The 12870-nt window shown below is 44.3% G+C and carries 9 protein-coding genes; 8 read left to right on the top strand and 1 reads right to left on the bottom strand.

The window, feature by feature from the left end:
* Positions 1–79: 79 nt before the first annotated feature.
* Positions 80–2851: a TonB-dependent receptor gene (locus tag NI389_RS07705; protein ID WP_308362296.1), complete on the bottom strand. Its 2772-nt coding sequence runs from the start codon at positions 2849–2851 to the stop codon at positions 80–82.
* Positions 2852–3072: 221 nt separating this feature from the next.
* Between NI389_RS07705 and NI389_RS07700 the strand changes: the two genes are divergently transcribed.
* The 8 genes from NI389_RS07700 to mraZ all read left to right on the top strand — a co-directional run bounded on the left by NI389_RS07700 (position 3073) and on the right by mraZ (position 12850).
* Positions 3073–3633 (top strand): RNA polymerase sigma factor, encoded by a 561-nt coding sequence (locus NI389_RS07700; protein WP_308362295.1) that lies wholly within the window; start codon positions 3073–3075, stop codon positions 3631–3633.
* 48 nt (positions 3634–3681) lie between these two features.
* Positions 3682–4554 (top strand): FecR family protein, encoded by an 873-nt coding sequence (locus NI389_RS07695; protein WP_308362294.1) that lies wholly within the window; start codon positions 3682–3684, stop codon positions 4552–4554.
* Between the two features lie 136 nt (positions 4555–4690).
* Positions 4691–6706, top strand: a complete 2016-nt coding sequence (locus tag NI389_RS07690; RefSeq protein WP_308362293.1) for a TonB-dependent receptor plug domain-containing protein — start codon at positions 4691–4693, stop codon at positions 6704–6706.
* On the top strand, positions 6633–7535 hold the full coding sequence (locus NI389_RS07685) for a TonB-dependent receptor domain-containing protein (RefSeq protein WP_308362292.1): 903 nt from the start codon (positions 6633–6635) through the stop codon (positions 7533–7535). The genes NI389_RS07690 and NI389_RS07685 overlap by 74 nt, the downstream gene beginning before the upstream one ends.
* Before the next feature lie 103 nt (positions 7536–7638).
* Positions 7639–8583 carry an NPP1 family protein gene (locus NI389_RS07680; protein WP_308362291.1) on the top strand — a complete coding sequence of 315 codons (945 nt, stop codon included), beginning with the start codon at positions 7639–7641 and terminating at the stop codon, positions 8581–8583.
* A 317-nt stretch (positions 8584–8900) separates the two neighbouring features.
* A complete protein-coding gene (locus NI389_RS07675) occupies positions 8901–10088 on the top strand; it encodes a cation:proton antiporter (protein ID WP_308362290.1) in 1188 nt (395 codons plus the stop codon).
* Positions 10089–10189: 101 nt separating this feature from the next.
* Entirely contained in the window at positions 10190–11878 is a 1689-nt protein-coding gene (locus NI389_RS07670; RefSeq protein WP_308362289.1) for an alkaline phosphatase, read from the top strand.
* A gap of 510 nt (positions 11879–12388) precedes the next feature.
* Positions 12389–12850 carry a division/cell wall cluster transcriptional repressor MraZ gene (gene mraZ / locus NI389_RS07665; RefSeq protein WP_208844243.1) on the top strand — a complete coding sequence of 154 codons (462 nt, stop codon included), beginning with the start codon at positions 12389–12391 and terminating at the stop codon, positions 12848–12850.
* The last annotated feature ends 20 nt before the right edge of the window (positions 12851–12870 follow it).

Raw genomic sequence — 12870 nt, 5'->3', positions numbered from 1 at the left:
TTCAGTTTTCTAAAATCACGTAAAGTTAAAAGACGCTCGACCTACGTTGATTTAAACGCAGGTCAAGCGCCAACAGGGTTTAGAAATTACCTCGGATACCCAAGGAGATGCGACGACCCGAAAACTCATACATCGTTGGGAAAACAGGGTTGAGTGTGTAACCCGTGGTCTCTTCATTGAGAATGTTTATCCCTTCAAGTGTTACCTTAACCATGTCATTCACTCGGTAGCCCAATGAAATATCCGTTTGTCCATAAGCATTGCGGTATACAGGGTACATATCGCGCTCAATTCGCTCGACGTATTTATCTTTGTAGTTGTAAGAAATACGCGCATCAAAGCGTTGATTTTCGTAATAGACAGTCACGTTATAAGTTTCTTCTGCAAGCCCTTCTGGTGGCGTCGGGATACCAAGGTCAGATGCACCCGTTAACGAGTTGTCGAGTACGGTGTAGTTTGCATTGATGCCAAAGCCACTGAGCATTTCATCAAAGTAAGACAAAGGTAATTGAGCGACCAATTCGATGCCACTGACATCGTACGAACCTTCAGCATTTACTTTTTGGTAAATGTCGAAATCATAAATGCCATCGACGCTGCCATTGTCATTGTATTTCGTCACATTGTTAACCACCCCCGTAAGTGATTCACGCACAACACCTTCTATTTCTTTCTCAAAATAAGAAACGGCTAGCAACGCTCCTTCGTCCAAGTACCATTCAAGGCCAAATTCCCATTGATCAGCATAAGTTGGTTTCAGATCAGGGTTACCATCTCGATATTTAAATTCGTTTAAGCTCACGCTGCGTTTATAAGCAATGTCAGTTAACGCTGGGCGAATAAAGGTTTTTGAAGCGGCTGCTCGAAGCAACAAATCGTCCGTTAATTCCAAAGCGAAGTTCACGCTTGGTAACGTTTCTTTGTAATTGCCATCTTTAGAGACCGGTTTTGCGGTAAAGCCCGTTGTGCCATCTTCATTTTGCACTTGGTGATAACCAGACGAGTGCACTTTCGTGTCAATGTATCGGACACCCGCATTTAACGTCGCTGGCATGGTTGCGATGTCAAAGTGAAAATCAACCATTGCATATAAAGCGAGTGTTTTTTCCTTCACTTTATAATATTGATCCGGCTCGTAGGCGACGTTAAAGCCCGCGTAACGCAATTCGTTACGGGCATAACTATTGGCAATTTGCATCCAGTTTACTTTGCTGTCTACTTCTGAGAGGTACTCTCCACCAGAGACAAGAGTTGAAATGTCGGTCAATTGACTGTCTGCCAATGTGCGTACACCAACCCAAGAACTGTCGTCTTCCGATGGGCCTTTCACGCGATTTGTGCCGTAGTCTCGCTCTTTGGATTTGTCAGTGGCACGCACCCCCAATTGTATTTGCGCCAAGGCTGGGAAAAAGTCGAGCTGCAAGTCGCGTTTGAAATCGAGTTGTGCCGCGTATTTGTCGTCGTTGATATGTTCTTGGTTAACTTCGTAGTAGTCAAACAGATAGGCATCTGGCGAGTTGTACATATCAAAAGTGTTTGGGTTGCTACTTGGCAGAGTTTCACCACCAGTGCTGGTGTATCGAGTGCGAGTTGGGCGATAGGCGGTATGTTTAAGGTTTGTGGTTTCTGCTTGTTTTTCCGCTCCACTGTAGCCCACAATACCGTAGATTTTCCATGCCTCTAGCTGCCAATCCAACGTTAAACTAAATTGCTGATAATCAGTTTCTTGGCTATTTTCTTTGCTTAGAAATTCGTGCTGTGTTGCTGCATAGTCTACATCGGTTAGTACCGTGATACCGTAGTCTGAAAGGGTAGTGCTATCGTATTGATTGATTTTTTCAAGCGAACTGATACTGGATGCGGTATAGGCTGCGGCATCGTACTCGTCTTCATGGTTGTCGAAATTACCTAGCAGTCCATCAAACGTTAAACTCAATTCACTGTTTGGTTTGTATTGTAACGACAGTGTCGCCCCCCATTTATCTTGTTCCGTTAGATAGGCACGATCGCCCACTTTATCTAAGAATACGACGCGGCTAGTTTCGTCTTTGTTTTTTCGGTCATTGATGGAAATTCCCGTGTCGCGAAGCAAAACATCGGCCGCTTGATCTGCTTGCCATTGTGATTTGCCTGTCTTTTCTAACCAACGTGAAAGAGGGCGGAAGTTAATCCCAGAATTACTGTCGGTACGGTTGCTACGTTTTGAATAGGCAAAAGACGCAAGCGCCCCCCAATCACCAAAGGTGTCGCTGGCAAGTACAGCAAATTTTGGGTCTGATTTTTCTGATATATCGTTGTAAGCAGTTTCTGCAGAGACAACCAATTGGCGCCCATCGTAGTCAAATGGGCGAGCAGTGGTGATTGTGACTGAGCCCGCAATGCCACCTTCTTCATCCGCCGCAGTAGGAGACTTTTTCACCGTAACACTTTGAATTATCTCTGATGCGAACATATCAAATTCGACATCGCGTCCGCCGCTGCCTGATGCGGTCGCCAAGTTATTAATAGACACAAAGGTAAATTCACTCGGTAGGCTGCGAACATTAACTTTCTGACCTAGACCTTTATTTCGTTCAATCGTCACACCCGGCATACGTTGCAGTGCTTCTGCAAGATTTTGCTCAGGAAAATCGGCAATGTCTGATGCAACGATGGAATCCGAAAAGCCAATATTCACGCGCTTTAAATCAATCGCCTTTTCTAAGCTTTTGACATAACTGCCAGTGACAACAATTTCTTCGATGTCATTGGATGGGGTTGATTGGTCATCAGCAAGCGCATTGGTGCTTGATAAAAGAGTGCCGAGAGCAAGCGCTAGAGGCGAAAGTGCAAATAATCGGTGAGTATTCATAATTGTTCCTGTCAGCATGAATGGCGACTTTTATTAAAATTCGCCAGTAAAGACAGATAAGAAATTCCGAAGGGGACGTTTGATTTTAATGAAGTTTTTGTTTCATTTTTACGGCAGTTGCGACATAAAACCGTCATGAAATGTTCATGAAAATAATGTCCCCGCTGGGTTAAGTTTGCCGTCTTATCAAAAAAGCGATGTTGTATAAGAACAACCCATTTATGTCTTCAATTCATTTTTCTTCCTCATCGTTCGGCGAGGAAAAGGACCAGACGCGAACGTTAGTACAGTGCTTTATCACTAATCAAGATGCGTTGAAAGGGTATTTTCGTCGAGCGGTGGGTGAACAGGCTGACGCCGAGGACTTGTTCCAAAAGTTGTTACTTAAAGCGTTGAAAGCGGAGCCTAGTTCGCCTATTGAAAATCCATTGGCTTATGGTTATCGCATGGCGCGACATTTGGTCATTGACCATCATAACGAACAAAATAAATCACCAGAAAGTCTTGAACATGAACCTGAGTGCGATGCCCAATCGTTGGAATCAATGCTGGAACATGAACAACGTGTGCAACTCTATCAGCGAGTGTTGAGCGAAATGTCCCCTTTGAGGCGAGAAATATTCGTTCGTCGTCGTTTACATGGTGAAACACGTGTGCAGATTGCACAAAGTTTATCGTTAACGGATGAAGCAGTGAAAAAGCATATTTCTAGAGCGATGGACATGTTTAAACGTGCTATGCAAGATTCTTTGGATACGTGTGCGGGTGACTTAGCGCGTTGATTAAGCAACCTCCACTTTGTGGGAAGATTTTTTAGGTAGATAGATCCAATGACTTCACCAGAATTCGATAAAGATCAAAAGCGAAATTCGCTAGAACACGCGATTTGGAATGATCCTGCATTGCTTGAAGCCCTAGCTAAAGAGGCAGCAAAGGTCCCCTGCACAGAGGCAACGGATAGTCGTTCTTCAGTTCCACAATTTGAGTGGAAATGGTTTGCTGTTGCCGCGGCAACACTACTGCTCTCATTCTCAAGCTGGTGGTTTTTGAATGCGGAAAGACCGAAGAATGAAGAGGTTGTATCAACAGCTCAGTATTTTGACGCCAGAGATCCCAAAGACGTTAACCTCTCAGACGGTACACTCGTTAACTTAAATCGTCACGCGAAATTGCAGTTCAAAGAAAGCAGCGCACAACGTATGGCCACATTGAGTGAAGGTGAAGCTTATTTTGAGGTAAAACGCGATGAGAACCGCCCTTTTACCGTCTTTACGGGGAATGCGACCGTACAAGTGCTTGGTACAGCATTTAATATTGATAAAACATTAGTAGGAACTCAAGTTGATGTATTCCATGGCAAAGTGTCTGTAAGCACTCAACAAGGCAATAAACGAGTTGAATTAACGAAGGGGATGCGTGCATACGTAACATTAAATGACATCGAAGTCACTGCTTTCTCGGCGTCACAGCCAGATTGGCAAATGGGATGGCTCGAATTGGACGATGTGAGTATTCAAGATGCGATATTTCAGCTAAACCGTTACAGCGATATTCCTGTTGTATTGACGAGGGTGGACCCAAGTATTCGTGTTAGTGGTCGTTTTAAGGCAAATGATGTGCTAGGTACGACTCAATTGATTGCAGAATTACACCAGTTGAATGTGCGAAAGTTTCCCGACTCTATCGCGTTGGAACCTAGATAAGTACTTGTTGTTAAGGCAACTGAAATAGAATGATGTGATTTCTATTTAGTTGCTCTTATATCAATAATTAGTCATATTTTCTTCATCTGTTTTCGTCAAACTAGTCTTTTTCAAAGCAGGAAGGAACAAAGAGCAAATGTCGCCGTTTTGCCGAAATTTACTGTGTTTCGCGATAGTTTTGCCCTTTTCCTGCATTGCAAAGGAAGAAAGCTTAGGCTTTTGCTTAAATCATCTCGCCAAACATTACGATCTCCCGTTAGTGTATGACCAATCTAAGCTTGCCGATGTGTACGTAGACTGTGAACTATCTACTGATAATACGATAGAAAATACGCTTGCACATTGGCTCGAACCCCTTGGTTTACGTTGGCGACAATCGGAGGTGGGCATTGTGATCGATACCGTCGAGCCACTTCAAAGGCAAAACGCGCCGGCGACGCAAGCGACCATAGAGGAAGTGACGGTGGTTGCAGATCCCGTCCGCAACGCGTCAACTCAGCGTTTTCAACATAATTATCAACAAGCTGCGGAATACGCGAGAAAAAACAAACATAATGCCGTCGGCGAACAAGCGTCTTTAGTCGGCGCCATGTTGACTCAGCTTCCTGCCGAAAACTTGGCGGAAGCTTTACAAGTTGTACCAGGTGTTAGCGTCACACGAGATAGAGGCGAAGCTTTAAATGTTAATGCCATGGGGCTGGGGGCAGAATACCAAATGGTTTTACTGAACGGGCTAAGGGTGGCAAATACGGAGAATGTCCGCAACTCGAACCAGTATGGGCAACAATTTCGTTTCGATACGTTGAGCTCAGGGTTGTTCTCAAATGTGTTGGTATATAAAACATCCGATGCGCGTTTACCGCTTGGTGGAATTGGGGCAAACATTGATTTACGAAGTGCTCGTCCGCTAGAGTTTGAACACAGTGCAATGAACATCGGTTTAGATGTAGCTGCATTGGAAGGTGATCGCAACGTTCAGCCAAATATCTCAATGTCAGCCAATACCATGAGTTCAGATAGGGCCATCGCTGGGGTATTCAAAGTCTCGTATGAAAACCGATTACAGCGTCAGTACCAATTCGAGAGTTGGCATTGGGGTGAAAACCAAGGTGCGGCAACGGATTATCACTGGCCTGCATTACCTGATAGCACCTTAGTCCCTACTGACGGGTTGGCACTGACCATTGAAAACGAAGATAGAACGCGTACCTCTGGATTGGCTGAAATGACTTGGCAGTTAAATGACACTGTGCAACTGAATGGGTTGTGGTTTCACTCAAATACGGACTTCGCCTTTGATGAACATAGACTTGCTATCAATCCACTGAGTGCATATGGACAGGCAACGGTCGATGAATCAAGCGGCCAAATTAACCAATTCTATTTGTCGAATGTCGATGCAAAAACCTCTCGTGAAGAGTCGCAGCTGAACTATACCAATCAAACGATGCAGCTAACAGCGACACTCGATATGAAATCATGGCAGGTTTCGCCCTTTTTTAGCCATAGTGCTGCAACGAGCATCACTAAAAAGCCCATTTCGCGTGTACACGTCAAACTAGCGCCCGGAAATGCGTTGGTTGAGTTTCAAGGCAACGCAATCCATCGTTTTCAACTTTCACAATCGCTAGGGCTTGTGGAGAGCTATAGCCAGATTTCTCAGATGCGAAAACGTTTAACCGAAGTGCGAAATCGCGTTGATGAATGGGGGATAGATTCGCGGTGGCAAGCCACTGAACAAGATCAAACATGGTGGGTGGAGTTGGGATTTCTCCATTCTAAACAGCGCCACCAGTACCAACGTCAAGATGTGAGTCTAAGTGCCTCGGCGCTAAGCGCATTACCAAGTCTTGATGGTCGTTGGTTGGAGCCGCTGCCGGAGGCGTTTGAGGCAAAGTTTATAAGTAATACGCCTTATTGGCTAATTCCGAAAAGGGACTTATTCCAGTTGTTTGATATCGCACTTCCATTTAGCGACAAAACAGAAAGTGATTTACTCAACAGTTATGAGGTATCGTTTGAGTCGATAGAAAGTTACTTTAAATCAAACTGGCATTACGCGGAGTTCGAATGGCAAGTTGGAGCCAGATATTCTGACACACGCAGTGCTGCATTGGGCACTCGTCTTGGCGACGGTGGGGGTGCACGCTGACGAACAGGAGCAGCATTACGTAAAGTGGCTCCCCTCAGTCAATATTAAATGGCAAGCATCGGCGCATTGGCAATGGCGTAGCACCTATAGTTGGGCCTTGAATCGCCCCAACTATTCTGACATGAACCCAAAGTTGCACGTCAATTCAGGTGGACTCCCCTATGCAGAGCAAGGCAATCCAACCTTAAAGCCAGTGCTCGGAAAAAGTTATACGTTATCTCTTACGCGTAGCGCTGAAACAACGGATATTCAGGTGTTAGCATTTCAACATGAGATTGATGATTTCATCGTCGAAGACGTTACAACACTGGACTACCAAGGGCAATCCTTTAGCGTACTACAAAAAAACAATTCAGGTCAGGGTCACATCACTGGATTCACGAGCAGTATAGAGTGGCAATTACCTGCACTGACAAAGGTTTTGCGGCAAAATCGATTGTCAGCTAACGTTACTCAACTCGTTGAAGCTGATGTCTACACTGAACTTAACGAGAAGTTCAATCTTGAGGGCGTCTCCGATTGGATGGGAAATGTGCGATTTCTAACGGGCAATGAAGTTTGGCAATTCGCATTCAATTTAAATTATCGCAGTGCGTTTCTTGAACATCGAGACAGAAGCAATAATGCGGATATTTGGGTTGATGCATTCACGAGTTTAGATTTGGGCTTGCTGTGGCATTTATCGCCACGTTTCAGTGTACGATTTGATGTGTTTAATGCGACGAATCAAGTATTACGCCGATTGGCCGTTGTCGACCGTACTTCAAGCCTGATGAAAGTTGAGGAGTTTGGGCGGCGCTTCATGGTGGGATTGGAGTTTTCGTTGTAACAAAGGTGTTTGGTAACAATAAATTCACAAAAATTTCTGTCTCCTTTTTGCTTCAATAGGCGTTAGACATGTGACCTAATTAACTTTACTAAAGGAAAGTCACATGAAAATCCCTGCAACACTAAAGACTTCGGTTATCGCCATCGCGCTCATTTCAATTGCCCACAGCACGCACTCTCATGCTGATGAGCTCCCTCGCTTGGACGAAGCTGTGACGTGGTATAACCAAGCCGCGGTGAGGAACTTCGCACCGGTCTTTGATTTTGATTCGGATGGATGCTATCCCGCAACGCCGTTTAACAAAAATAATAACCTATCACAAAATAATGGATTGGATGCGGCATGGTCAACCCCTTGGGGAAATTGCCGTGATGCTGGCTGGGAACAATTTGCCAATACAATTCACCGCCAGATATGTCACACATCCTCAAATGGAGAGCCACTCAAGTGCGCACATTTTTATGAACTCTATTTTGAAAAAGATCAGGCTGTTCATTGGTCTTTTTTAGGTGGGCATCGTCATGATGTTGAAACCGTCATCGTTTGGACGATTAAACAAGGCAGCAGTGAAAGCATCACGCACGTAAGCACAAGCGCGCACGGTAACTATGACACCAGAGCTTTTGCAAATGTGTTGCAGCAAAACGGGCATCCCATGGTGGTGTATCATAAAGATGGTGCTGGAACACATGCGTTCCGGTTCGCCAATCAGCAAGATAAAGAGAATGTGGAGTTCCAAGGAAATTGGGGTGTGTTTTATACGCCGCAAATATTGAGTCATTATCGTGCAGCGGCAAGCTATCAATCGACGAGTTGGGATAGATATTGGGCAAATCGCCGCTATAGAGAAGCGCTGGCGCAAAGTAACTTTGGCTCAGCGAGTTTTAAAACTCGAAGTGATAACGTGCTAATAGACCAGGCGAACGCCGCTAAACCAACCGACGAGGTTTGGCAATCAATGCAATTCAACACAAATGATGTTGAGCAGACAAAGCGCGCGGAATTCAGTGCAAACTACGCGGATATAGCGAGTGAAATAAACGAATAATTTGATGTACGTATAGCTGGGTGAGTCGATTACCCAGTTATACAAAAGAATTGTACGCAAAAATAAAGCTCTATTAGCTTGCTTATTAGCCGTTTGGAACTTATCGCAGAGCATGCGACATCAACGAGCCGTATTTGGTCGAACGGACAGACAGAGATAGTCGTTGAGTTATTGTTGAGACTTAGACATTCTTTTACTGTGCTTGCGTCACTGTTCTTGATATCGCATAGTGGTTGAGCCATCTTAACGTTAAGGTAGTGCCATATTGCGGTATGGTTTTTTCTCCCGCTTACGAATATCAATCAAGGAAAGTCATTTTGAATTATCACGCATTGGCATGGGTTGGAATTGCAATTTTCGTTTATTCGCTTTCCGTTCGACAGTTACAGCGGGCTGAGTTAACTGGACCAATGTGGTTTGTACTGATAGGCATAAGTTTAGCGCTCGGCTTTGATCAAACGCTTTTATTGAATCAGTTAGACCGAGAAATTTGGCAACCGCTGGTGGAATTGACGTTGGCCATTTTCCTGTTTTCAGATGCAGCCAAAACTCGCTTGCGAGTGCTAATGGAAAGCGTTCATCTACCCGTGTTATTGTTGCTTGTTGGGCTACCTTTAACGGTCGTGTTTGCAACTATCATGGCTCACTTTTCTTTGGGTTTATCGTGGCTCGCTGCAGCCCTCTTAGCCATTATTATTGCACCGACTGATGCAGCGTTGTGTCGAGGGTTTATTACCGCCAAACAAGTACCCGCCAATTTACGTGAAGCTATCAATGTGGAAAGTGGGTTGAATGATGGCTTATGTGTGCCACTTTTCCTTCTGGCAATGAGTGCATTTAATAATCCTGAAGAACTCTCCGGTGCTAGTCTATTGGCTGTGTTTGTGCGTGAAATTGGGATCGCTGTATTGGTTGCTGTGACGTTTACCGCATTAGCGATATTTCTCATTTCAAAAGCAAAAGAGCGACATCTTTTTGCTCAAAGTACGAGCCCATTTTTGTTTGTTGGATTTGCCATTACGGTATACGCCCTTACTCAAAGCCTGCATGGCAGTGGCTTTATTGCGGCGTTCGTCAGTGGCTTGTTGTTCGATAAGTTTTATCATGATGCGTTCAAAGACCAATTGATCGAAGAGGGCGAAAACATTGCAGAATTGGCGTCGGTATTAATCTGGATATTGTTTGGTTTTGTTTCAGTATCTACAATAATGAGCTTGGGCTGGGAAACGATTTTTTATGCACTTTGTGCTGTTACGTTACTCCGTATTATACCGGTTGTATTGGCCTTATATTTTAGTCAGGAAAGCTGGAAAGCAAAGCTAACACTAGCGTGGTTTGGGCCGCGAGGGATGGCGTCTGTCGTCTTTACGATGATGTTGTTGGAGCTGGAACAGCCTGAGGTACAAGCGATCTCCCAAGTTGCGGTGTGTACTATCCTGTTAAGTGTGTTTTTACATGGACTTACCACACGACCTATTTCTTTGAGTTTTTCAAATAAATCATGATGTTGTGACTTTTAAATGTAATTTTCGTGAAATAAAATCGTCATTAAATGTCCCTAGACTGTGCCGCAATTTAGAACAAGAACTCTACTTTGGGGACAATAATGAAAAAATCCGTGCTTGCGCTCAGTATCTCTGCGCTCTTTCTAACCGCTTGTAATGACACTGATACAAAAACAGTTGAAGTGATTAAAGAAGTCGAAGTCATTAAAGAAGTACGAGTGACACCAACTCCCGTCACTTCCGTGAAAAACGTGATCTTAATGATCGGTGACGGAATGGGCGCTCAGCAAGTTGGTTTACTTGAAGAATACGCAAGACGTGCCCCAAACTCGACGTACAATTCAAAAAATAACAAGACAGCGTTGCAGAAGCTGGCAGAAGTAGGTCAATTAGGTCTATCGCTTAACCAACCTTATGGCGCAACGTCCGGTAAGTTGGTTGTCGATTCAGCGTGTTCAGCCACTCAACTGGCAACAGGTAAACCGGCCGGTTCTGAAATGATTGGTTTAGACGACCAAGGCTACGTTGTTGAAACCATCCTTGAAAAAGCAAAGAAAGCAGGTAAAGCAACGGGTCTAGTATCAGACACGCGCATCACACATGCGACACCTGCGGCGTTTGCATCTCACCAACCACATCGTTCACTTGAAGATAAAATCGCTGTTGATTTAGTGAGCTCAGGCATGGTGGACGTGTTGTTATCAGGTGGTGCTCGTGTGTTCATTCCATCCGATATCAAAACGAATACAGCAGCACAAGAAACATTGGCAGCCCTAGGTGTACCAGCCAGTGTTGTGAAAAAATCTAAGCGTAAAGATTCACGTAATCTTATCGTTGAAGCAAAAGAAGACTTTGGATACAGCCTTGCATTTGACAAGACACAACTAGCAAACGCGGATGCAACAAAGTTATTAGGTTTGTTTGCAAACTCGGGTATGGCGGATGCGATTGCGTACAAAGCATGTCAAGAAGCAAACAACTGTTCAGAGCCTTCACTGAAAGAGATGACAGTTAAGGCACTTGATATCCTTTCTAAAGATGAAGATGGTTTCTTCCTTATGATTGAAGGCGGTCAAATCGACTGGGCAGGCCATGCGAATGACGCGGGTTGGATGTTGAATGAACTTTTAAAATTTGATGAAGCTGTTGATGCTGTTTATGAGTGGGTAAAGGACCGAAATGACACGTTAGTCGTTGTTACGGCAGACCACGAAACAGGCAGTTTTGGCTTCAGCTATTCGCGTAAAGATATGCCTGAGGGTAAATCGTTGCCGGGTGATGGTATGGGTGGGCAAGATTACAAACCAAACTTTAATTTTGGGGATCTTGCAAACCTAGACATGCTTTACAAACAGACAGGTACATTCTTCAACATGATGGATGCTGCGAATGCGGATTGGGATTTTGCTTCTGCGACAGCAACAGATTGGATGAATGCAATCAATATGTACAGCGAATACAAAGTCACTATCGACCAAGCGGCAAAAGTAGGTGAGCGCGAAGTGAACGAATATTACGTGCCAGATCACAGCTACCAAAGTGCGACAATGGTGCCTAAATTTGAAGATTTCAAAGAGTTCTATGTTTACGCTGATGAAGACCACACAGGTAAAATTGCACGAGCGCTTGCCGCGGACCAAAACGTCGTATGGGGCACTGGTACGCACACAGCCGCGCCAGTTCCGGTATATGCATTTGGGCCAGAAGGTGTAACGCGTGCCTTCTCTACAATGCAACACCATATTGATATTGCGAATAAAATGATGGTTGCGTTAGGCGTGTCTGAATAACCGTAACGATCCCTAGATCAAAAGCCACTTCTCAATATTGAGGGTGGCTTTTTTGTTTTTAGCCTGCGACCAAAATATCGACTTCCGCGAATGTTTGTCCTCCCTGTAACATTTTTTACTCATCCCTTATTCTAGGTTATTCAATCGACTTTAAATGCTTTTTGGTGGTGTTTTATATCGTCGTATGGCGCTATTTTCGCCAGTTTACGCTGAAAAATAACACGAATTTAGTAGTTTTGTGTGACGTCCATTTCTAATCCCATTTTTGGGATTATTGTGATTTTTCTGTTATTGCACTGTTCATTTTTATGCATCGCCACATTTTCCCACCTAATTCATAGACTTCCTTGGAGGCCTTATTTTTTCTGGCTTTACAGGTGATATTCACCGGGCTATTTCCTTGACAACTAGGTGGTTCAAGCCCTAGACTGTTCCATTGTGGTAAAAAGTGGTTTTAAGTGGATCAAACTGGATCTTGGTATGAGTTTTTAGAGTCATCTGGTAGCAACAATGAATTTTCGCGGTGCAACATCACTGAGTTTGGATGAGAAAGGACGCTTCGCGGTACCAACAAAGTACCGTCATAGCCTGCTGTCTGAACACGAAGGTACCGTGATATGCACTGTGGCATTGAATGAACCGTGTTTGTGGCTCTATCCGCTAAGTGAGTGGCAATTGATTGAAGCCAAGCTTGCGAAACTCTCTAGTATGAATCCGCGAGCTAGACGTATGCAGCGGCTGTTACTTGGTCATGCAACGGAATACCAATTAGATAAAAATGGCCGAATCTTGTTAGCTCCTTCGCTTCGTGCTCACGCAGGGCTTGGGAAAAAACTAATGTTGGTTGGCTTGTTAAATAAATTTGAGATTTGGGACGAAGATCGCTGGGCTGCTCAGATGGAACAAGATGTTGAAATCGAGCGAAGTGGTGATTTCGAATTTGATCCGGATCTTGATTCGATATCGTTGTAAGCAACAATTTTAAGGCATAC

It is taken from the genome of Pseudoalteromonas xiamenensis (genome assembly GCF_030994125.1).
Classification (GTDB): domain Bacteria; phylum Pseudomonadota; class Gammaproteobacteria; order Enterobacterales; family Alteromonadaceae; genus Pseudoalteromonas; species Pseudoalteromonas xiamenensis_B.
Note: the sequence above shows the minus strand (reverse complement) of the source record. Positions and strands in the feature narration are given on the sequence as shown.